General features: G+C 65.6%; 20 protein-coding genes. 10 read left to right on the top strand and 10 right to left on the bottom strand.

What is annotated here, in order from left to right; all coding sequences use genetic code 11:
- The 4 genes from WBP06_RS05200 to WBP06_RS05185 all read right to left on the bottom strand — a co-directional run bounded on the left by WBP06_RS05200 (nucleotide 1) and on the right by WBP06_RS05185 (nucleotide 3,606).
- Nucleotides 1–555, bottom strand: a complete 555-nt coding sequence (locus WBP06_RS05200) for a nuclear transport factor 2 family protein (RefSeq protein WP_395332543.1) — start codon at nucleotides 553–555, stop codon at nucleotides 1–3.
- A gap of 15 nt (nucleotides 556–570) precedes the next feature.
- Nucleotides 571–1,437 carry an SDR family NAD(P)-dependent oxidoreductase gene (locus WBP06_RS05195; RefSeq protein WP_395332541.1) on the bottom strand — a complete coding sequence of 289 codons (867 nt, stop codon included), beginning with the start codon at nucleotides 1,435–1,437 and terminating at the stop codon, nucleotides 571–573.
- A 91-nt stretch (nucleotides 1,438–1,528) separates the two neighbouring features.
- Nucleotides 1,529–2,236, bottom strand: coding sequence for a UTRA domain-containing protein (locus tag WBP06_RS05190; protein WP_395334035.1), 708 nt, complete (start codon nucleotides 2,234–2,236; stop codon nucleotides 1,529–1,531).
- On the bottom strand, nucleotides 2,227–3,606 hold the full coding sequence (locus tag WBP06_RS05185) for a formimidoylglutamate deiminase (RefSeq protein WP_395332539.1): 1,380 nt from the start codon (nucleotides 3,604–3,606) through the stop codon (nucleotides 2,227–2,229). Before WBP06_RS05185 ends, WBP06_RS05190 begins: the two co-directional genes overlap by 10 nt.
- A 97-nt stretch (nucleotides 3,607–3,703) precedes the next feature.
- Between WBP06_RS05185 and hutI the strand changes: the two genes are divergently transcribed.
- The 4 genes from hutI to hutU are packed head-to-tail and all read left to right on the top strand — an operon-like array spanning nucleotide 3,704 to nucleotide 8,923.
- A complete protein-coding gene (gene hutI / locus WBP06_RS05180; RefSeq protein WP_395332537.1) occupies nucleotides 3,704–4,906 on the top strand; it encodes an imidazolonepropionase in 1,203 nt (400 codons plus the stop codon).
- Nucleotides 4,903–6,432 carry a histidine ammonia-lyase gene (gene hutH, locus WBP06_RS05175; RefSeq protein ID WP_395332535.1) on the top strand — a complete coding sequence of 510 codons (1,530 nt, stop codon included), beginning with the start codon at nucleotides 4,903–4,905 and terminating at the stop codon, nucleotides 6,430–6,432. Before hutI ends, hutH begins: the two co-directional genes overlap by 4 nt.
- Nucleotides 6,432–7,244 carry an N-formylglutamate deformylase gene (gene hutG, locus WBP06_RS05170; protein WP_395332533.1) on the top strand — a complete coding sequence of 271 codons (813 nt, stop codon included), beginning with the start codon at nucleotides 6,432–6,434 and terminating at the stop codon, nucleotides 7,242–7,244. Before hutH ends, hutG begins: the two co-directional genes overlap by 1 nt.
- Nucleotides 7,245–7,258: 14 nt before the next feature.
- On the top strand, nucleotides 7,259–8,923 hold the full coding sequence (gene hutU, locus WBP06_RS05165) for a urocanate hydratase (RefSeq protein ID WP_395332531.1): 1,665 nt from the start codon (nucleotides 7,259–7,261) through the stop codon (nucleotides 8,921–8,923).
- Between the two features lie 298 nt (nucleotides 8,924–9,221).
- Here hutU and WBP06_RS05160 read toward each other — a convergent pair whose 3' ends face one another.
- The 6 genes from WBP06_RS05160 to WBP06_RS05135 form a co-directional block, all read right to left on the bottom strand.
- Nucleotides 9,222–10,301 (bottom strand): oxidoreductase, encoded by a 1,080-nt coding sequence (locus WBP06_RS05160; protein ID WP_395332529.1) that lies wholly within the window; start codon nucleotides 10,299–10,301, stop codon nucleotides 9,222–9,224.
- Nucleotide 10,302: 1 nt separating this feature from the next.
- Nucleotides 10,303–11,925 (bottom strand): NAD-dependent malic enzyme, encoded by a 1,623-nt coding sequence (locus WBP06_RS05155; protein WP_395332527.1) that lies wholly within the window; start codon nucleotides 11,923–11,925, stop codon nucleotides 10,303–10,305.
- Between the two features lie 168 nt (nucleotides 11,926–12,093).
- Nucleotides 12,094–13,434 (bottom strand): dicarboxylate/amino acid:cation symporter, encoded by a 1,341-nt coding sequence (locus WBP06_RS05150; protein WP_395332525.1) that lies wholly within the window; start codon nucleotides 13,432–13,434, stop codon nucleotides 12,094–12,096.
- Nucleotides 13,435–13,768: 334 nt separating this feature from the next.
- Nucleotides 13,769–14,152 carry an OsmC family protein gene (locus tag WBP06_RS05145; protein WP_395332523.1) on the bottom strand — a complete coding sequence of 128 codons (384 nt, stop codon included), beginning with the start codon at nucleotides 14,150–14,152 and terminating at the stop codon, nucleotides 13,769–13,771.
- An 11-nt stretch (nucleotides 14,153–14,163) separates the two neighbouring features.
- On the bottom strand, nucleotides 14,164–15,060 hold the full coding sequence (locus tag WBP06_RS05140; protein WP_395332521.1) for a pirin family protein: 897 nt from the start codon (nucleotides 15,058–15,060) through the stop codon (nucleotides 14,164–14,166).
- A gap of 70 nt (nucleotides 15,061–15,130) precedes the next feature.
- On the bottom strand, nucleotides 15,131–15,829 hold the full coding sequence (locus WBP06_RS05135) for a pirin family protein (RefSeq protein WP_395332519.1): 699 nt from the start codon (nucleotides 15,827–15,829) through the stop codon (nucleotides 15,131–15,133).
- Between the two features lie 131 nt (nucleotides 15,830–15,960).
- Here WBP06_RS05135 and WBP06_RS05130 point away from each other — a divergent pair, with 131 nt between their 5' ends.
- The 6 genes from WBP06_RS05130 (at nucleotide 15,961) to WBP06_RS05105 (ending at nucleotide 22,259) form a co-directional block, all read left to right on the top strand.
- Nucleotides 15,961–16,890, top strand: a complete 930-nt coding sequence (locus WBP06_RS05130) for a LysR family transcriptional regulator (protein WP_395332517.1) — start codon at nucleotides 15,961–15,963, stop codon at nucleotides 16,888–16,890.
- Nucleotides 16,891–17,323: 433 nt separating this feature from the next.
- On the top strand, nucleotides 17,324–17,983 hold the full coding sequence (locus WBP06_RS05125; protein WP_395332515.1) for a hydrolase: 660 nt from the start codon (nucleotides 17,324–17,326) through the stop codon (nucleotides 17,981–17,983).
- A gap of 135 nt (nucleotides 17,984–18,118) precedes the next feature.
- Nucleotides 18,119–18,955, top strand: a complete 837-nt coding sequence (locus WBP06_RS05120; protein WP_395332513.1) for an alpha/beta fold hydrolase — start codon at nucleotides 18,119–18,121, stop codon at nucleotides 18,953–18,955.
- Nucleotides 18,956–18,981: 26 nt separating this feature from the next.
- Nucleotides 18,982–19,254 (top strand): DUF1427 family protein, encoded by a 273-nt coding sequence (locus WBP06_RS05115; protein WP_395332511.1) that lies wholly within the window; start codon nucleotides 18,982–18,984, stop codon nucleotides 19,252–19,254.
- Nucleotides 19,255–19,346: 92 nt separating this feature from the next.
- Entirely contained in the window at nucleotides 19,347–21,194 is a 1,848-nt protein-coding gene (locus WBP06_RS05110; RefSeq protein ID WP_395332509.1) for an amidohydrolase, read from the top strand.
- A gap of 165 nt (nucleotides 21,195–21,359) precedes the next feature.
- Nucleotides 21,360–22,259, top strand: coding sequence for a glyoxalase (locus tag WBP06_RS05105; protein ID WP_395332507.1), 900 nt, complete (start codon nucleotides 21,360–21,362; stop codon nucleotides 22,257–22,259).
- The last annotated feature ends 6 nt before the right edge of the window (nucleotides 22,260–22,265 follow it).

Here is a 22,265-nt window from a genome sequence, read left to right as displayed (position 1 = left end):
TCACCAACGCTCGGTGGGAACCTCCAGCGACAACGGACGGGCATAGGACACATCCTCCCGATCGCGGCTGCCCTTGATATAGCCGCCCGCCTTGAACTGCGGCATCTCCAGGATCGAGGCGTCGCCCGCGATCAGCAGGTCCACGGTGCAACGGCGCAAGGCGATGCGCCATTCCCCGTCGCGCTTCTCCAGCCGGTCGACATAGCGCCCGTTGATGAAGCGCACCGTTTTCCCATCCGGGTTGAGCAGGCCGACCAGCACATAGCTTTCGGCATGGGCCACATCGCCGTCGATCTCGCAATTGTGCGTGGTGATGTTGTGCAGGCAAAGCTGGCAGCCCGCGCCGTGAATGGCGTTCGCCCACTCGGCATAGGCCGGCCCTTCATTCACGGCTGAGGCACCATGTTCGTCCACGCCGTCAGGGTGATAGGCGGCGGTGAGCAGTTCCACGTCGAAGCGGTCATGTCCCCGCGCGTGGCGGTGCACGCAATCCTCTATCGCGCGGCGGTCCATCAGATAGCGCACATCGCGCGCGAGTTGCTCGGTCTGGTCCATGGCAGGCTCTCCGGTTCAGCGGATGACGGCGGGGTGGAATTGCAACGGCTCCACGCCGTGCAGTTCGGCGGCGGTCGGCGGCACGCGGCCCTTGTCGGTAAGCCCGTACTTGCGCGCCACTTCCGCGCCCACGAGCGTCTTGCCGTTCATCCCGGCGAGATAGGGATCGTTGTAAAGTTCCCAGATCACGTGGCCGGTGAACTCCGGGTTCTCGCAGTGCCCTTCCAGATGGCCGTACTTGGCGGGATCGGAAGCGATGATCGCCTTCAGCCGGTCCGTCAGCAGCGCGCCCATCCAGATCGAGACTGCTGCGACTTCGGTGCCCGCGTGGCGGAAATCGGCGGCCATATCGAAGGCCATCTTGTCCATCCCCGCCTTGTGCGCGCCATAGGCGGGGCCCAGCGAATAGTGCGCCGCCCCCGAAGCCGAAGTGAAGACGATTAGTCCGTGATCGCGCTCCGCCATGGTCCGTGCCGCATGCCAACTGGCGACATAGCCGCTGCGCACGCCGACATCGATCAAGCCGGAAAGCTTCAGCGGCTTTTCCCAGAATTCCCCGGAATCGGTCAGTTCATCATGGATGGCCGCAGCATTGTTGACGAGAATGTCGATCCGCCCCGCATCCGCGAGAATGCGATCGAACAGCGCGGCGACCTGTTCGTCGTCCGAATGATCGCACGCCACCGCAACGCCCCGACCACCCGCCGCCGTGACCGCTTCGGCCGTCTCGTAAATCGTGCCCGGAAGCGCATGATCGCCCGAAGACTGGCTGCGCCCGGTGACGTAGACCGTGCAGCCGTGACTGCCCAGCGCGATGGCGATGCCCCGCCCCGCGCCCCGGCTTGCGCCCGTAACCAGTGCGATGGGTGCCTGATCCGCCATGCTCTCTCCCGCTCTTGTTGAACAGGTGTTTAGCAAATGCGATCAGACGGACCAAGCCGAAGCGGCAAGCATCCCTCCGGCGCTGTATGATTTAGCGCATTCCGGCGGAGGGCCCGAAGTGGGCGTTCAGTTCATAGCTGCCCGCCATGAAAAGCTGGCGGACGTAAGTAATCGGTTCCGCCCCGCGCCATGTCCGGCGTTCGATGCAGAGGCACGGCGCGCCGCTTGCGACGGCCAGCGCCTTGGCCTCCGCGCCGGTAGCGGCGGCGGCGGTAATCCGGGCGTCGGCCTCAGTCCACGGCACATGTTCCAGCAGCCAGCCGCCGGGGGAGGAGAATTCGGCCTCCACGATCTCCGGCACTGCTGCCGCGTTCACGAAGCGATGTTCCCACGCCATCGGCGCATCGTCCGCGAAGTGGATGCCCGACAGTTCGAGCAGCGGCACTTCGCCGTCCACATCCCATTTCACCGCAGCTTCGGCGGCTCGCACCAGCTTGCGGCGCGAGAGCGCAAAGCGATAGGCCTGCCCGCGCGCGGCGACTTCGGCGCCAAGGTCGGGAATGTCCATAGCCATCGAATGCACGCGCGGCCGGGCGACGAACGTGCCCGCCTTGCGCCGCCGCTCGACCAGCCCGGCGGCGGACAACGCGGAGAGCGCCTTGTTCACCGTCATCCGCGCGCAGCCGTAGAGTTCCATCAACTCCTGCTCGGTCGGCAAGCGTTCGCCGGGCGCGAGCGTGCCGGAGAGGATGCGGCTCTCGAAATCGTGGCGGATACGTTCGGAAAGGGTCATGCGCAGAGTCGGTCCAGGGTCTTCCGATAGCGTCGGACGATCCCGTCGCGTGCGTGGTGGCGGCCAGAGCTAACCACCTGATTGCCGAAGCGCCAGACGCAATCGATCCCGGCGCGCCCGGATGCGAACACCAGCCCGTCGAGCACGCGATCCTCGCCCCGCGCGCAGAGCGAGGGATGGTCGAGATCGAGCGAAATCGCGTCGAACGCGCAGCCCGTTTTCAGCTCGGCTTCAACGCCCAGCGCCTGCGCACCACCCTTGAGAGAGGCTTGCCAGATCGCCTCCCCGGTCGAAGCCGTTGCGGCATCGGCCAGTAGGTTGCGCTTTCGCGTGAACAGTCGCTGCCCATATTCCAACAGGCGCATTTCCTCGGTCGCATCGATCAGCACGTTGGAATCGCTGCCGATCCCGTAAGCGCCACCGGCAGCGAGCCAGTCCGCCATCGGGAACAGACCGTCGCCCAGATTGCCCTCGGTGATCGGGCATAGCCCGGCCACCGCCCCGCTGAGCGCAAGGCGGGATGTCTCCTCCGCCGTCATGTGCGTGGCGTGGACCATGCACCAGCGGCGATCGACTTCCGCGTGATCCAGCAGCCATTCGACCGGGCGCTGGCCGCTCCATGCAAGGCAGTCTTCGACTTCCTTCATCTGTTCGGCGATGTGGATGTGGATCGGGGCCTGCCCGGCCATCGCTTCCAGACGCAGCAGTTCATCCGGGCAGACCGCGCGCAGGCTGTGCGGCGCGACGCCGACCACTGCCTCGTCCAATCCGGAAACCGCCGCGCGGGCGCCTTCCAACAGCCGTGCAAAGCCATCCAGATCGTGCAGGAAGCGTCGCTGCCCATGGTTCGGCGCCAGCGCGCCGAAGCCGGAATGGGCGTAGAACACCGGCAACAGCGTCAGCCCGATGCCGGTCTCCGCCGCTGCCTCCGCAATCGCTGTGCACATGCGCGCGGGATCGGCATAGGGCCGGCCCTGCGTATCGTGATGGAGATAGTGAAACTCGCCAAGGCGGGTGAAGCCGCTCTCCAGCATCTCCACCGCCGCCAGCGCCGCGATCGCGTGGAGGTCCTCCGGCGTCATGCGGTCGAGGAAACGGTACATCACTTCGCGCCATGTCCAGAAGCTGTCGTCGCTATTGCCGCGCTGTTCGGCAAGGCCCGCCATGCCGCGCTGGAAGGCGTGGCTGTGCAGGTTCGGAATGCCCGGAACCACGCAGGCGTGACATTCGTCGCCTGCTTCCGGCCCGGCACCCAACTCGATCCGCGCAATCCGCCCATCCGCGACCGTCAAGCGCACATCCCGCGCCCAACCAGACTCGATGAATGCGCGGCCCGCATGGATCGTAAAGGACTGACGCGGCTGGGTTTGAGACATCGGGCACTCCCTTGGACTTCTTTTTGTCTATACATTATCGCAGGCCGATGCAATAAGACGCGGCAGAGAGTGAACCGCCCGGAGAGACTGACCCGCCATGCGCTGCGATACGATCTGGACCAACGCCCGCCTCGCCACGATGGCCCCGGAAGCGGACGGCCTTGGCGTGATCGAGCACGGCATGATCGCGGCGACGGACGGGAAGATCGTCTACGCCGGGCCCCAGGCCGATGCGCCCGCATTGCAGGGCCGCGTCGTCACCGATTGCGAAGGCCGCTGGATCACTCCGGGCCTTGTCGATTGCCACACCCATCTGATCCATGCCGGCAACCGCGCGCGCGAATTCGAACTGCGGCTGGCCGGCGCCAGTTACGAAGAGATCGCCCGCGCCGGTGGCGGCATCGTCTCCACCATGACCGCCACGCGCGCCGCCAGCGAGGACGACCTTGTCGCCAGCGCGCTGCCCCGCTTGGACGCGCTGCTGGCCGAAGGCGCGACCACGGTGGAAGTGAAGTCCGGCTATGGCCTCGACCTTGCCAGCGAACTCCGGATGCTGCGCGCCGCGCGCAGGCTGGGCAGCGAGCGCCCCGTTTCCATCGCCACCACCTTCCTTGGCGCCCATGCCCTGCCGCCCGAATTCGCCGGCGATGCCGATGGCTACATCGATCACGTCTGCGAGGTGATGCTGCCCGAAGTCGCACGCGAAGGCCTTGCCGATGCGGTGGACGCCTTCTGCGAAGGCATCGGTTTTTCCGCGCAGCAAACCGAGCGCCTGTTCGCCGCCACCCGCGCGCACGGCTTGCCGGTAAAGCTCCACGCGGAGCAGCTTTCCAACCTCCACGGCGCGGCACTGGCCGCCCGGTTCGGCGCGCTTTCGGCCGATCACCTCGAACATCTGGACGAGGCCGGGATTGCCGCCATGGCGTCATCCGGCACGGTCGCCACGCTGCTGCCCGGCGCCTATTACTTCACGCGCGAAACCGTGCTGCCACCGATCGCGGGCCTGCGCGCCGCCGGCGTGCCGATCGCGCTGGCGACTGACTGCAATCCCGGCACCTCGCCGCTCACTTCGCTGCTGCTGACCATGAACATGGGCGCAACGCTGTTCCGCCTCACCGTCGATGAATGCCTGCTCGGCGTGACCGGCCATGCCGCCCGCGCGCTCGGTTTCACGGACCGGGGCACGCTGGAGGCCGGCAAGCGCTGCGATCTGGCGATCTGGGATGTCGAACATCCGTCCGAACTTGTCTATCGCATGGGGCTGAACCCGCTCCATGCCCGCATCTGGAGTGGTCAATGAACGAAGTGCTGCTAACCCCCGGCACGGTGAGCCTCAGGGATTGGCGCGCGATCTATCGCGGCGCCGGCGTGAAGCTCGATTCCAAGTGCATGCCGGTGATCGCCGAAAGCGCCGCCGCCGTCGCCCGCATTCTGGCCAAGGGCCAGCCGGTCTATGGCATCAACACCGGCTTCGGAAAGCTGGCCAGCGTGCGCATCGGTGATGAGGATCTTGCCACGCTCCAGCGCAATATCGTGCTGAGCCACGCCGCCGGCACCGGTGAGCCTTCGCCCGTTTCGGTAATCCGCCTGATGATGGCGCTGAAGCTTGCCAGTCTTGCCCAAGGCGCCTCGGGCGTGCGGGTCGAGACGGTGGAGCTGCTGGAAGCGATGCTGGCCAAGGGCCTGACGCCGGTAGTGCCCTCGCAAGGGTCGGTCGGTGCCAGCGGCGACCTTGCCCCGCTGTCGCACATGGCCGCGACGATGATCGGCGTGGGCGAAATCTTCGTCGATGACAAGCGCCTGCCCGCCGCCGAAGCACTGGCTGAAGCCGGCCTCGCGCCAGTCGAACTCGGCGCCAAGGAAGGCTTGGCCCTCCTCAACGGCACCCAGTTCTCGACCGCGAATGCTTTGGCCGGGCTGTTCGAGGCAGAGCGCCTGTTCCAGTCGGCACTCGTCACCGGTGCGCTCTCGACAGAGGCGGCCAAGGGTTCCGACACCCCGTTCGATCGCCGCATCCACGCGCTGCGCCGCCATCCCGGCCAGATCGAGGTTGCCGACGCCCTGCGCGCACTGATGGACGGCTCCGCGATCCGTGCCAGCCATCTGGAAAACGACGCCCGCGTGCAGGATCCCTATTGCCTGCGCTGCCAGCCCCAGGTCATGGGCGCCGCGCTCGACGTGCTGCGCCAGGCCGCGACCACGCTGGAGATCGAGGCCAACGGCGTTTCCGACAACCCGCTGATTTTCCCGGAAGCGGACGAAGCCCTTTCCGGCGGCAACTTCCATGCCGAACCGGTCGCCTTCGCCGCCGACATGATCGCGCTGGCCGTGTGCGAGATCGGCTCGATCTCCGAACGCCGCGTGGCGATGTTGGTGGACCCGGCGCTTTCCGGCCTGCCTGCGTTCCTGACGCCGCGCCCCGGCCTCAATTCCGGCTTCATGATCCCCCAGGTGACCGCCGCCGCGCTGGTCTCCGAAAACAAGCAGAAGGCCTATCCGGCCTCGGTCGATTCGATCCCGACTTCCGCCAATCAGGAAGACCACGTTTCGATGGCCGCCCACGGCGCCCGCCGCCTTGTCGGCATGGTGGAGAATGCCAGCGCGGTACTGGGCATCGAACTGTTGGCCGCCGTGCAAGGCATCGACTTCCACGCCCCGCTCGCATCCAGCAAGGCGTTGGAAAAGGCCCGCGAATGCCTGCGCGCAGAGGTGCCGACGCTGGAGGAAGACCGCCACTTCCACCCCGACATGGAAGCCGCGAACGTGCTGATCCGCTCCGGCGCGCTGGTGGACATCGGCGGCGATCTGCTGCCCGGCATCGCCTGATGAGTGACGGCGTGAGCTTCACCCTCCATCGCGGGGAGGCGCCGCTGGTCGTCGCCTTTCCGCATGTCGGCACCGATCTGGCCGATGTTGCGCCGGCGTTCCGTTCCGAATGGCTTGCCCGGCGCGATGCGGACTGGTGGGTGGACGATCTCTACGCCTTCGCCCGCGATCTTGGCGCGACGACGATTGCGGCGCGCGTCTCGCGCAGCGTGATCGACCTCAACCGGGATCCCTCGGGCGCCTCGCTCTATCCCGGGCAGGCGACAACGGAATTGTGCCCGACGACCACGTTCGACGGTGAGCCGCTCTACAGGAGCGAAGGCCCTGACGAAGCCGAGATCGCCCGCCGCCGCTCACTCTGGTTCGATCCCTACCACGCCGCACTCACGGCCGAGATCGAGCGGCTGCGCGCCATTCACGGCAAGGTTGTGGTCTACGACGCCCACTCGATCCGCAGCCATGTGCCGCGCCTATTCGATGGCGAACTGCCGCAGTTCAACATTGGTACGAACCTTGGTCAGACTTGCGACCCGGCGCTTTCCGCAGCTGTCATCGAAGTCTGCGCCACGAGTGGGCTGAGTTTCGTCCTCGACGGCCGTTTCCGGGGTGGCTGGACCACGCGCCACTACGGCAAACCCGAAATCGGCGTCCACGCGATCCAGATGGAACTCGCCATTCGCGGCTACATGGACGAGCCGGAAGTGCCGAGCGAAGGCAACTGGCCCGTCCCCTTCTCGGCAGCCCGCGCCGCCGCCCTCACCCCGATCCTGCAATACGTGCTGAAGGCCGCAATCGCCTTCGCCCGCACCTGAATCAAGGAAATCTTATGACCCGCCTCGACAACAGCCGCGTCATCAAGCCTGCGACCGGCACCGAACTCACGGCCAAGTCCTGGCTTACCGAAGCCCCGCTGCGGATGCTGATGAACAACCTTCACCCCGACGTGGCCGAGCGGCCCGAGGAACTGGTGGTCTACGGCGGCATCGGCCGCGCCGCGCGCGACTGGGAAAGCTACGACAAAATCGTGGAAACCCTGCGCCGCCTGAATGACGACGAGACTCTGCTGGTCCAGTCCGGCAAGCCGGTCGGCGTGTTCCGCACCCATGCCGATGCGCCGCGCGTGCTGATCGCCAATTCCAACCTCGTGCCGGAATGGGCGAATTGGGAGCACTTCAACGAACTCGATAAGCGCGGCCTTGCCATGTACGGCCAGATGACCGCCGGTTCGTGGATCTACATCGGCACGCAAGGCATCGTTCAGGGCACGTACGAGACGTTCGTGGAGATGGGCCGCCAGCACTACAACGGCGACCTTTCGGGCAAGTGGCTGCTGACCGCCGGCCTTGGCGGCATGGGCGGCGCGCAGCCGCTGGCGGCGGTGATGGCCGGCGCATCGTGCCTTGCCATCGAGTGCCAGCCCAGCCGTATCGAAATGCGCCTGCGCACCGGCTATCTCGACGTTGCGGCCAGCACCATCGAAGAAGCCATGGCGATCATCGAAAAGGCGAACGCCGAAAAGAAGCCCGTCTCCGTCGGCCTGCTCGGCAATGCGGCGGAACTGCTGCCCGAGATGTTCGCGCGCGGCATCCGCCCGGATCTGCTGACTGACCAGACCTCCGCCCACGATCCCGTCAACGGCTACCTGCCCGCTGGCTGGACCGTCGCCGAATGGATCGAAAAGCGTGAGCGGGAGCCCGAAGCGGTTGCCAAGGCAGCCAAGGCTTCCATGGCGGTCCACGTTCAGGCCATGCTGGACTTCCAGGCAGCGGGCGTGCCCACCACCGACTATGGCAACAACATCCGCCAGATGGCGAAGAACGAAGGCGTGGAGAACGCATTCGACTTCCCCGGCTTCGTGCCCGCCTATATCCGCCCGCTGTTCTGCCGCGGCATTGGCCCGTTCCGCTGGGCCGCGCTCTCGGGCGATCCCGAGGATATCTACAAGACCGATGCCAAGGTGAAGGAACTGCTGCCGGACCACGCACACCTGCACAACTGGCTCGACATGGCGCGCGAGAAGATCCAGTTCCAGGGCCTGCCCGCGCGCATCTGCTGGGTCGGCCTGGGTGACCGCCACCGGCTTGGCCTTGCCTTCAACGAGATGGTGGCGAAGGGTGAACTGAAGGCCCCGGTCGTGATCGGCCGCGATCACCTCGACAGTGGCTCGGTCGCCTCGCCCAACCGCGAGACGGAAGCCATGCGCGACGGTTCGGACGCGGTTTCGGACTGGCCGCTGCTCAATGCCCTGCTCAACACCGCCAGCGGCGCGACCTGGGTTTCGCTGCACCACGGTGGCGGCGTCGGCATGGGCTATTCGCAGCATTCGGGCATGGTGATCGTCGCCGACGGCACCGAGGCGGCGGCCAAGCGGCTGGAGCGCGTGTTGTGGAACGACCCGGCGACCGGCGTGATGCGCCATGCCGATGCCGGGTATGAGATCGCGCTCGATTGTGCGCGGGAGAAGGGGCTGGATCTGCCGGGGATCCTCTGATCGTCTTCCGGACAGACTGACGGTTAGATCACAAAACCTCGTCGTCCCCGCGCAGGCGGGGACCCCGCTTATCTTCGCGGCCTTGCGGTAGGGGCGAAAGAACAAGCGGGGCCCCCGCCTTCGCGGGGGCGACGAGGTGATTTTAGGCTTCTAGGGGGCTCAACTTCGGAGCGGTCGGACGCTGCGGTCGCCCTTATCGGCCGAAGACCATTCAAAGTCGCAGTGCGCGCGCGGCGGAGAGGCGAGGCGCAATGCAGACATTCTGCGGGTCTGGGGGATCATCCCCCAGCATCCCTTCTCAAAAACTTGCGAGCCACTCCGCGCGTTCAGCGTCGCTCAGCGGCAGTTCCACCGAGCGCCCTTCCGCAGCCGATTGCTGCGCCGCCTCGATCACCGCCATCACGGCAAGCGACTGGATCGGCGGCACCGGATTCGCCGCGCTGCTACGCGCCGCCTCACCGACAAGACGATAGAACTCGCGCTGATCGCCGCGTTCGGCAGGAATGCTGCGCGGTGCGCCATCGGCCTTATGCAGCACCAACGGATCCAAATCCTCGCCCCAGCCCGCCGCGCCGGGAGTCATGCCGGAGAAAAGCTGGCTCTCCTGCACATCCATGCCCTGCTTCACCGCGCTGCCGGCCGTACCGTGGACGATGAAGCGCGGGACGCCGCCCGAAACCAGCATCGAGGCATGCAGGATCGCGCGCCGGCCGCCGAATTCCAGCACGACATGCGCCCAGTCATCGCTGCGCGCGCCATCGCGCTGGAGCGCGAGCGAGGCGGTCACCCGGTCCGGCAGGCCCATCAGCAGAAGGGCGTGATCGGTCAGGTGCGGGCCAAGGTCGAACCACACGCCTGCGCCAGGCCCGGCATTCTCGCGCCAGCGGTCGCGGACTTGCGGGCGGAAGCGATCGAAGTGGATTTCAAGGTGCGCGGGCACGCCCACCAGCCCCTCGTCGATGGCCTTGCGCACGGTGGCGAAGTCGCTGTCCCAGCGGCGGTTGTGGAACACCGTCAGGTTGCGGCCCGTTTCCTTTTCCAGCGCCAGAAGCGCGCGCGCTTCGGCAAGGTCCAGGGTGAAAGGCTTGTCGACGACGACATGCTTGCCTGCCCGCAACGCCGCGGCCGCCAGCGGAAAATGGGTGTCATTGGGCGTGGCGATAACCACAAGGTCGATGCCCGGATCGTGCAGCAGCGCGTCCGGATCATCGAAAACTTTCGCCTGCGGAAATCGCTCCGCAATCGGCTCCGGACGCGATGTGGCGACGGCATCGAGCGAAAGCCCCGGCACCGCAGAAATCAGCGGCGCGTGAAAAGTCGCCCCGGCATAGCCGTGACCGATCAGGCCGACCCGCACGATATCCGCCGCCCCGGCCATGTCAGGCGTACTCCGCCTTCCACATGCTGGCCGCGATGCTTTCGCGGGTCAGCGCTTCGGGTTCGGCGGTGGCAAGCCCCTCGACGGCGGCCTGCTCGGCCACGGCGACGGCGATTTCCAGCGCCACTTCACGCAGCGCAGTGACCGGCGGCAGCAGCCCCTCGTCGCCCTCATGCAGTTCGCCAAGGCGGCGGGCGGCGGCCATGAACATGCCGTCGCTGACGGTGGTGGCCCCGCTCGCCAGCGCACCCTGGCCGATGCCGGGGAAGACGTAGACGTTGTTGACCTGCGTCACGCCCGGAATGCCGAACGGGCTGCCGGTGCCGACGATGGCCTTGTTGTCCGTCCACTCCAGAATGTCCGCCGGATGCGCTTCGGCGCGCGAGAGCGGGTTGGAGAGCGGGAAGACCACCGGCCGCTCCACATGCTGCGCCATGATGCGGATCGCACGCTCGTCAAACGCGGACTTCTGGCCGGACGTGCCGATCAGTACGGTCGGCTTCACGTTGGCGATCGTGTCCTGGAGCGAGATCATGTTGGAGCCGGAAAGGTTCCAACCGGCGATCTCGGCCGGATCGTGCGCCAGCTTCACCTGCTGCGGCGGCAGGCGCGGAATGTCGGAAAGGATCAGGCCGTCGCGGTCCACGGCCCAGATCTTCGCGCGGGCATCGGCCTCGCTCAGCCCCTCGATCTGCATGGCCTGCACCAGCATCTCGGCCACGCCGCTGCCCGCAGCGCCCGCGCCGAACAGCACGACGCGCTGCTCGGTGATCGGCACGCCGGTCTTGCGAATGGCGGAAAGCAGCGTGCCCACGGCGGTGGCGGCGGTGCCCTGAATGTCGTCATTGAAGCTCAGCAGGCGGTCGCGGTAGCGCACGAGCAGGTCGTAGGCGTTCTTGCCGGCGAAATCTTCCCACTGCAGCAGCACGCCGGGGAAGCGATCGTTCACTGCCGAGACGAATGCCTCGACGAAATCGTCGTAGTCCTTGCCGCGCACGCGGGGCGCGCGATAGCCGATGTAGAGCGGGTCTTCGCGGCGGGCATGATTGTCGGTGCCGAGATCGAGCAGGATCGGCAGCACTTCGGCCGGATGAATGCCCGCGCAGGCGGTGTAGAGCGCCAGCTTGCCGATCGGGATGCCCATGCCGCCGGCGCCCTGGTCGCCCAGGCCCAGAATGCGCTCGCCATCGCTGACGACGATCACCTTCACCCGGTCATAGGCGGGGTCGGCCAGAATGTCGGCGATGCGGTTGCGGTTGGGATAACTGAGGAACAGGCCGCGCGGGCGGCGATAGATCTCGCTGAAGCGTTCGCACCCTTCGCCCACGGTCGGCGTGTAGACCAGCGGCAACATGCGCGGCAGGTCGCTCTGCACCAGCGCATGGAACAGCACTTCGTTGGAATCCTGAAGCTCGCGCAGGAAGGCGTAGCGCTGAAAGTCGCTTTCCTTGTCCTCCAGCGCATTGCGGCGCCGCTCGATCTGGCTTTCCAGCGTGCCGACGTGGGGTGGCAGCAGCCCGTGCAGGCCGAAGCGATCGCGCTCTTCCTCCGTGAAGGCCGTGCCCTTGTTGGTCAGCGGATCGGAGAGCAACGCGCGCGCGGCGGCGTGACGGGTGGGAGACATCGGCGACCTTTCTTCAGACTTCGGAAGGCCCGGCCGAAGTGGGCTGCCCTGCCCGGAAAAGGCAGCGGCGAGTGGCCCACGGGGGATCCGGCACGAGCTCGCGAGAGGTCGATAGACCGCGCGCGATGCCGTGTCACGCCGCTACGAATGCAATTACTGCACCAGTGGTTACTCCGGCGCCGCCAGTTGCACAGACTGCACGCCAGCGCCATCCGCCGATGCCCGATTGCCGATCACGGCGCGGAACTGGTCCATGTCGATGGCCCTTTCCCAGCGCGAGACGATCACCGTCGCCACGGCATTGCCGATGAAGTTCGTCAGGCTGCGGCATTCGGACATGAAGCGGTCCACGCCCAGGATCAGCGCCATGCCCGCCACCGGCACGGAGGGCACGATGGAAAGCGTGGCGGCCAGCGTGATGAAGCCCGCGCCGGTAACCCCCGCCGCGCCCTTGGACGAGAGCATGGCGACACCCAGCAGCAGCAGTTGCTCACCCAGCGAGAGATGGACGTTGCAGGCCTGCGCGATGAACAGCGCCGCCAAGGTCATGTAGATATTGGTGCCGTCCAGATTGAAGCTGTAGCCGGTGGGCACGACAAGGCCGACGACCGGGCGCGGGCAGCCGGCACGCTCCATCTTCTCCATCAGCAGCGGCAGCGCGCTTTCGGAGGACGACGTGCCCAACACCAGCAACAGTTCGGTCTTGAGATAGGCGACCAGCGCGAAGATCGAGAAGCCCGCCAGCCGCGCCGCCGTGCCCAGCACCACGAAAACGAACAGCGCGGATGTAAAGTAGAACGTCGCCACCAGCCCCGCCAGGTTGGCAAGGCTTTCGACGCCATATTTGCCCACGGTGAAGGCCATCGCCCCGAACGCGCCGATCGGCGCGGCTTTCATGACGATGGACACCAGCTTGAAGAAGACGAGCGAGATCGTTTCCAGCAGGGAAAGTGCCGGCGCGCCGCGGTCCCCCAGCATGGCCAGCGCAATGCCGAACAGGATCGCGACGACCAGCACCTGCAGGATGTTCCCCTCTGTCATGGAAGACAGGAACGTCTCCGGAATCATCGCCATCAGGAAGCCGGTGAGCGAAGTCTCATGCGCCTTCTCCGAATAGAGCGCGACCTTGGAGCCATCGAGCGTGGAGGGATCGATGTTCAGCCCGTGCCCTGGCTGCACCACGTTGGCAACGATCAGGCCGACCACCAGCGCCAGGCTGGAGAAGAACAGGAAATAGGCGAAAGCCTTGGCGGCCACGCGCCCCACCGACTTCAGATCGCGCATCGAAGCGATGCCGGTGGTGATGGTCAGGAAGATGACCGGAGCGATCACCATCTTCACCAGCTTGATGAAGGCATCGCCCAGCGGCTTCAGCGCTTCGCCCGTGTCCGGCCGGAAATATCCGATCGCCACCCCCAGCGCGATGGCGACGAGGACCTGAAAATAGAGATGGCCGTACCAGCGTTTCGGCTTGGCACTCTCACCCGGCTGGGATGAAGCGATATGCATGGACCCGTCTTATGCTCCTTGGCGCCGCGCACGTCCCTGAAGAGGCGCGGCCATCGGCGGACCCTGAGCGATTTGGCGGCCGGTTCCAAGCGGTTTCTGCGGGAAAACGGTGATGCAACTTACGTCCGCGCGCGCCTGCGCCGGTCGCTCCCGTTCCACCTCTTCCCCCACTTGAAAAACCTGCCGTCGCCCCCGCGGAGGCGGGGGCCCCGCTTTCTTTCTCCAACGCGGCGGGACGTGCGACGTTGCAGGAAGGAAGCGGGATCCCCGCCTTCGCGGGGGTGACGGAGAGTTGGATGTCATTCGATAATCAGGAGCAATCAGGCCTGTCGGTTCAAGCCAACCGTGTCTCGATCGGCAATCCGTTCTTCAAGGTCAGCGTCACCGGCGTACGCTCGGCAATGTCGGCAAGGCGGGCCTTCTGCTCGTCATCCAGCCCGGTGATGGTCAGCGTGCGGGCAATCTGCAGATCGCCCTTCCCACCCTTCAGCGCAAGGTCGACGGTAAGGTCGCCGAATTCCCAACCCTTGCGCGCGGCATACATCTTCAGCGTGATCGCGGTGCAGGCCCCCAGGCTGGCGAGCAGCAGGTCGTAAGGCGCAGGCCCTACCCCCTGCCCGCCGAGTGAAGCCGGTTCGTCGGCAGTGATGGCGTGGCCATTGACCACGATTTCAGTGCGCCAGGGGGTCTGGCCGATGGTGGCGGTAGCTTGCGTCATGATCGAAACTCTCAGGCGGGGAGCGGAATGAAGTCGGGCTCGTTCGGCACGGTGCCGAAGCGCTGGGCCTTCCAGTCTTCCTTCGCCTGTTCCAGACGATCCTTCGAGGAGGAGACGAAGTTCCAGAAAATATGGCGCTCTTCTGGCAGCGGCTCGCCGCCCAGCAGCATCAGGCGAGTAGGCCCCTTGGCCCGCAGCACCAGTTCGGCACCCGGCTGGAAGACAACCAGTTCGCCTTCCCCGAACGTGCCGCTCTGCCCCACGACTTCGACCGCGCCGCTGACGACGTAGATCGCGCGCTCGACATGCTCGGCACGAAGCTGATAACGCGCGCCGTCCAGCATCACGATATCGGCATAGATCATGTCCGAATAGGTCTTCAGCGGCGACGTCATGCCGTCCGAAGTGCCCGCGATCAGCGTGAAGCGCGTGCCGGCGTCTTCGCTGACGGGCATCTCGTCCGCCTTGTGGTGGGCGAAACTGGCGTCGATCTCCTCGGACTCCTTCGGCAGCGCCACCCAGGTCTGCAGGCCGAACAGCTTGCCGCCGGTGGCGCGGATTTCCGGGGAGGTGCGCTCGGAATGGACGATGCCGCTGCCGGCGGTCATCCAGTTCACCTCACCGGGGCGGATCGGCTGGACCGAACCCAGCGAATCCCGGTGCAGGATCTCACCGTCGATCAGGTAGGTCAGGGTGGAAAGACCGATGTGCGGGTGCGGACGAACGTCCAGGCCTTCGCCCGACTTGAACACCGCCTCGCCCATCTGGTCGAAGAAGATGAAAGGGCCGACCATGCGGCGCTGCGCGACGGGAAGCGCGCGGCGGACCTTGAAGCCATCGCCAAGATCGCGGACCGAGGGGAGGATGACGAGGTCTACGCCTTCGACATCGGAAGATTGCACCGTCATGGCTGGCTCTCCAAAAAAGGAAGGGCGGGCACCGCTGGGCACCCGCCCCTTTGTTATCAGGCTTTTGTTATCAGGCTGCGTCGACGAGAACGATCTCGCTGTCCTCGATCGCGGTCACCCGCAGCACGTCCAGGTCGCTGATCGCGGCGCCGTCACGGGCGTTGACCCGCACGTCGTCGATCTGCACCGCGCCGGTGGCGGGAACGAGGTAGCCCTTGCGGTCCTTGCCCAGCGGATACTCGGCAGTCTCGCCGGCCTTCAGCGTGGCCGCCACCACCCGCGCATCGGTGCGGATCGGCAGGGCATCGTTGTCGTTCTCGTAACCCGAAGCCAGCGTCACGAACTGGCCCGAACGCTCACCCTTGGGGAAGGGACGCGACCCCCAGCTGGGCTCTTCGCCGTTGCGGGTGGGAATGATCCAGATCTGGAAGATGCGGGTTTCCACGTCTTCCATGTTGTATTCCGAATGCTGGATCCCGGTGCCCGCGCTCATCACCTGAACGTCGCCGGCTTCGGTCCGGCCCTTGTTGCCCAGGTTGTCCTGGTGGGTGATCGCACCTTCACGGACATAGGTGATGATTTCCATGTCGCGGTGCGGGTGCGGCGGAAAGCCGGTCTTCGGGGCGATGATGTCGTCGTTCCAGACGCGCAGGTTACCCCAGTGAACGCGGGCCGGATCGTGGTAGCCGGCGAACGAGAAGTGGTGCTTGGCGTCCAGCCAGCCATGGTTGGCACCGCCGAGGCTGTCGAAGGGGCGAAGTTCGATCATGGTCCTAAATCTCCTGTCTGGGCGGTGGTGCCGGTCAATCCCGGTCCGCCTCGTCGAAGACCCATATAGCCCTTGCCATCTTTCCTGATCAGATGGATAAAATCGACCCAATTGTTCGATGGAGTTGATAAGTGAGCAATCCGGGTACGCCTACCTTCGACCAGCTTCGCATTTTCCTTGCCGTGGTCGACACCGGCAGTTTCGCGGGCGCGGCGCGCAAGCTGAACCGCGCGGTCTCCGTGGTCAGTTATGGGATTTCCAACCTGGAGGCGCAACTGGGGTTGATGCTGTTCGATCGCGAGGGCACGCGAAAGCCGCAGCTGACCGTCGCCGGCCGCGCCGTTCTGGCCGAAGCGCGCGGCGTGGCCGAAGGGATCGACGGGCTGCGCGCCAAAGTGAAGGGCCTGCTGGACGGGCTGGAGGCGGAAGTGGACCTGGCGGTGGACGTCATGTTCCCGGCCGAGCGATTGGGCGTGGTGCTGCGTGCCTTCCAGACGGAATTTCCCACCGTGCAGCTTCGCCTTCATGTCGAAGCGCTGGGCGCGATCACCGCCATGGTACTGGATGGCCGTGCGGTAATCGGCATTTCCGGGCCGCTGTTCGCCGGCACCGGCGGATTGGACAGCGTTGCGACGGGAACCGTGGCGCTGGTGCCCGTTGCGGCGCCCGATCATCCGCTGGGCCGCATGACCGCGATCCCGCCGGGCGCCGGACGCAATTATACGCAGCTGGTGCTGTCGGACCGATCGCGCTTTACCGAAGGGCGCGACTTTTCCGTGGTCAGCGCGCGCACCTGGCGCCTTGCCGACCTGGGCGCCAAGCATGCTCTGCTGCGGCAGGGCATCGGCTGGGGCAACATGCCGCTGCCGATGGTGGAGGCGGACCTCGTTTCCGGCACGCTGGTGCATCTGCAGATGCCGGATCACCCGGGCGGCACTTATCGCTTTGCCGGCATCTGGCGCCGCGACCTCCCGCCGGGGCCTGCCGCCTCCTGGCTGATCGACCGCTTCGTGGCGCAATGCGATCTGGATGCCCCCGGGCTGGACCTGCCTGATGTGTGATCGCGCAACGGGAAGTGAAAATCCCACTATCCGCAGGAATGACAGGGCGGCCAAAGTAAACGCGGCGTCCATCACGAATCGCCTCACGACTGCAATGTGACTGCGGGATCAGGATTACAGAAGCGAATCAGATGGAAAGCGCAGGCTATTGCAACCGCCCGCGCTTTCCCGCGCCGAAGGACCAGACATGCTTGCCCGTCGCACGCCGCATCACCTGATTGTCCGGTCATGCGGACATGTCCTTTCCGTACAAGACCGGGGCGCGACCACGCGCTAGGTCACGGGGGCTTCGTGCACCCACGCCTTGCCGCTCCGGCAATCTTTTCAACTCAATGGAACAATTTGGACTGATTTATCAGGATTTTTGAAATCAGCGAACCCGCCTAGCTTCCAGTCACCGCAGCAAGTGCTGCTAAGCAAATGGAGCTTTCCGATGACGATCACCGCCACCGCCAAGCCTGGCAACTCGCTGCTTTCGCCTGACAATCACGCCCTTGTCCTGATCGACTACCAGTCGCAGATGGCCTTCGCCACCAAGTCGATCGCGCCCGAATTGCTGCGCAACAATGCTGCGCTCGTCAGCCGCGCCGCGGCCTCCTTCAAGGTGCCCACGATCCTGACCACGGTGGCCGAAAAGAGCTTCTCCGGCCCGATGTTCAGCGAAGTGACCGATCCGTTCCCCGGCCAGAAGCTGCTCGATCGCACCAGCATGAACACCTGGGAAGACGAAGCGGTGATCGCCGAGGTGAACCGCATCGCCAAGCCGCGCATCGTGTTCGCCGGGCTCTGGACCTCCGTCTGCATCGTCGGCCCCGTTGCCTCCGCGATCGACCAGGGCTTCGAGGCTTATGTCATCACCGATGCCAGCGGCGATATCTCGACCGAAGCGCATGAGCGGGCCGTGCAGCGCATGATCCAGCTGGGTGCCGTGCCGATCACCGCGCTGCAATACCTTCTCGAACTCCAGCGCGATTGGGCGCGGAGCGAAACCTACGACAGCACCACCGGCATCGCTGCCGATGTGGGCGGCGCATATGGTCTTGGCATCAAGTACGCCAAGACGATGTTCGGAGCCTCCGAAGGCGGGCACTGAACAACTCGGGACCGGCAGCACCTCACCCCCCCCGCCGGGCTGCCGGTCCCCCTTCTTCCAGTTCGCGGAATTCCCCGATTCCCGAAACGCCGCCGCGGCGTTATGATGCCGCGTTTTCCTATAAGGATCAGCAACATGGCTTACGTCACCACCACTGACGGCACGCGCATATTCTATCGCGATTTCGGCCAGGGCCGCCCCATCGTCTTCTCGCACGGCTGGCCGCTCAATTCGGATGCGTGGGACGGCACGATGCAGTTCCTGGCCAACAACGGCTTCCGCGTGATCGCGCATGACCGTCGCGGCCACGGCCGGTCCGACGCCAGCGCCACCGGGAATGACATGGACACTTATGCCGACGATCTGGCCGCGGTGGTCGAACATCTGGACCTGAAGGACGCCATCCTGGTCGGCCATTCGACCGGCGGTGGAGAGATCACCCGCTACGTCACCCGCCACGGCGCGGCGCAAGGCTCCGGCCGGGTGGCCAAGATGGTGCTGCTGGGCGCGGTCACCCCGCTGATGGGCAACGTGAACGGCAATGACGATGGCGTTCCCGTCGACGTGGCGGACCGTGTGCGCAAGGCGCTGATCGACAACCGATCGCAGTTCTTCCTCGATTTTCCCGATGTCTTCTTCGGCATGCACCGGGGCGGCGCCGCGCCTAAAAGCGAAGGCTGGCGCATGGCCTTCTGGCAGCAGGGCATGGCGGCCGACATCACCGCCCTTTACGCCTGCGTCGAACAGTTCTGGGCATCGGACTTCCGTGAGGAGATGACGCGGATCACCATCCCCACACTCGTCATCCACGGCACCGGAGACGAAGTGGTCCCCTACGAAACCACCGGCAAGCGCGCGGCGCAGATCCTGCCCAACGCCACGCTGATCCCCTACCCGGATGCCCCGCACGGCTTTCCCAAGACCCATCAGGACCGCCTGAACGCCGACCTGCTGGCTTTCGCCCGCGACTGACCTTCGAACCGATCAGGAGACCGGCCATGAAAATCTATATCCTCTCGCTCGGCGCCGGCCTGCTTGTCGGTGTCATCTACGGATTGCTGGGCGTGCGCTCTCCCGCGCCGCCGGTGATCGCACTGATCGGCCTGCTCGGCATCCTGCTGGGCGAACAGGTCGTCCCCCTCGCCAAGCGGATGATCGCCGGTGAGGACGTTATCCACTTCGTCCAGACCGATTGCCGCGAGCACGTGCTTGGCCGCCTGCCGGGAGACGCGTCTCCCGAAGCCGATGCCGACCTCGGCGCCAAGGCGTGATCACCCGCCGCCAGACACTTGCCGGAGCGGCCGCGTCGTCGCTCCTGCCCACCCTGCTTACCAGCCAAACTGCCCGATCCAAGGAAGCCCCCATGACCGACACGATCATCATCAATGCCAAGGTGACCACGCTCGACCGCGAGAATCCGCAGGCCGAAGCCGTGGTCATCCGTGACGGCAAGTTCCTGACCGTGGGCAGCGAACAGGAAGCGCGTGAAGCCGCCGCACCGGGCGCCGCCGTGATCGACGCCAAGGGCCGCCGCCTGATCCCCGGCCTGATCGACAGCCACATGCACATCATCCGTGGCGGGTTGAACTTCAACATGGAACTGCGCTGGGATGGCGTAACCAGCCTGTCCGAGGCGATGGCCATGTTGAAGAAGCAGGTCGACAACACCCCAGCCCCGCAATGGGTCCGCGTGGTCGGCGGTTTTACCGAGCATCAGTTCGCCGAAAAGCGCCTGCCGACGATCGCGGAACTGAACGCGGTTGCGCCCGATACCCCGGTGTTCATCCTTCACCTCTACGATCGTGCGCTGCTGAACGCCGCCGCGCTGCGCGTGGTCGGCTATACCAAGGATACGCCGAACCCGCCGGGCGGCGAGATCGTGCGCGATGCGAACGGCAACCCCACCGGCCTGCTGCTGGCCCAACCAAACGCGACGATCCTCTATTCCACGCTGGCCAAGGGGCCGAAACTTCCGCCCGAGTACCAGATCAACTCTACCCGCCACTTCATGCGCGAAGTGAACGCGCTGGGCGTCACCGGCGTGATCGATGCCGGCGGCGGTTTCCAGAACTATCCCGACGATTACGAAATCATCGAAAAGCTCCACGCCGACGACCAACTGACCGTACGCATCAGCTATAACCTCTTCACGCAGAAGCCGAAGGAGGAACTGGCGGACTTCTCCGGCTGGGTGAAGCAGGTCAGCCCCGGACAAGGCGATGACACCTACCGCCATAACGGCGCGGGCGAGATGCTGGTCTATTCCGCCGCCGATTTCGAGGATTTCCGCGTCGAACGCCCCGACATGCCGCCCAGCATGGAAGGCGATCTGGAGCCGGTCATCCGTCTGCTGGCCGAACATCGCTGGCCTTGGCGCCTGCACGCGACCTATGACGAAACCATCGGCCGCGCGCTCGACGTCTACGAGAAGGTGAACGCGGATATTCCGCTTCAGGGCATCAACTGGTTCTTCGACCATGCCGAAACGATCAGCGACCGCAATATCGACCGCATCGCCGCGCTCGGCGGCGGCATCGCCGTGCAACACCGCATGGCCTATCAGGGCGAATACTTCGTCGAACGCTACGGCGCCAAGGCTGCCGAACGCACACCGCCGATCGCGCGGATGCTGGCAGCCGGCATCCCCGTGGGCGGCGGTACCGACGCCACCCGCGTGGCCAGCTACAATCCGTGGGTCTCGCTCTCGTGGCTCGTCACCGGACGCACCGTGGGCGGCCTCTCGCTCTATCGCGGCGACAACCGCGTCAGCCGCGAAAAGGCGCTGCGCATGTGGACGCACGAGAACACGTGGTTCTCCAACGAAGTGGGCAAGAAGGGGCAGATCAAGGCCGGCCAGCTTGCCGACCTTGCGCTGCTGTCCGACGACTACTTCAGCGTCCCCGACAACGAGATCGTCCACATCCGCTCGATCCTGACTCTGCTCGGCGGCAAGGTCGTGCATGGTGAGGGTGACTATCGCCCACTCGCCCCCGAACTGCCGCGCCCGATGCCGGACTGGTCGCCGGTCGCCACATTCGGCGGCTATTACCAGACGCCCGAAGCCAAGCAGAAGCTGGCCTCTGCCTGCGGCTGCGCCAGCAGCTGCGGCGTCCACGGCCACGACCATGCCGCCGCGCTGGGCGCCAATGTTCCCGCCGCCGACGTGCAGACCTTCTGGGGCTCGCTCGGCTGCGGCTGCTGGGCCGTCTGATCCCGCACGGCCCCTTCGGGCGAGGAGGGGCCGTGTCGCTACTATTCCATAATCTCGAACATATTGGTCGATATTATTCGGATCGTTAGATCGTCGGTCACCGCCTAGACAGGTTTTGCACCAACGACCGAGCGGCACAGCCCTCCCCCCATCGGAGCCACGGACATGAAACGCTTCACCCTGATCATCGCGACCGCCATGCTGGTCGCGAGCCCTACCCTCACGCCCGCTTTCGCCGCTGAAAAGCCGGCGGCCGACTATGCGGTCGGTGCCCAGTACGACACCACGCACGTCTACGTTCCGCAGGACCAGTTCGACACCTTCGTTGCCAGCTTCGTCGCCACCTTCGGCGGTACCACCAGCAAGCAGGGCGAATTCCAGGTGACGCCGACCAAGAGCCTCACCAAGTCGCAACTGGTGCTGACTCCCGCCGGTACCGTGTCGGTCTTCGGCTTCAAGACGCCGATCCCCTATCCCTTCGGTGACGAGCGCACCGGCTATCTGGTCACCGATCTTGATGCCGCAGTGAAGTCCGCGATCGGCCACGGCGCGGTGCGCCGTCTGGAAACCTTCCCCGATCCGATCGGCCGGGATTCGGTGATCCAGTGGCCGGGCGGCGTGAACATGCAGCTCTACTGGCACACCGCCAAGCCCAGCTATGCCCCGCTCCAAACCGTGCCGGAAAACCGCATCTACCTGACCGTCGATGCCGCCGACACGTTCATCAAGAGCTGGACCGGCTTTGCCCATGCCAAGGTCACCGCCGATGACAAGGCCGCCAATGGCGCCGAAATCGGGGAGCCCGGCAAGACCATCCGCCGCGTTGCGATCACCAGCGGCTACGGCAACATGGTGGTCTACGTCTCGGACGGACAACTGCCCTGGCCCTACGGCCGCGACATGACCGGCTATGCCGTTGGCGACCTCAATGCGACGCTTGCCAAGGCCTCGACCGCAGGCGTGGAAACGCTGGTCGCGCCTTACACGACGGGCAAGCGACAGGCCGCCATCGTACGCTTCCCGGGCGGCTACATCGCCGAAATCCACTCCGGCGAAGTGAACTGAGAAGAG

The sequence above is a fragment of the Novosphingobium mississippiense genome, assembly GCF_044029535.1.
Lineage (GTDB): Bacteria > Pseudomonadota > Alphaproteobacteria > Sphingomonadales > Sphingomonadaceae > Novosphingobium.
This window is presented reverse-complemented; position numbering and strand designations above follow the sequence as displayed.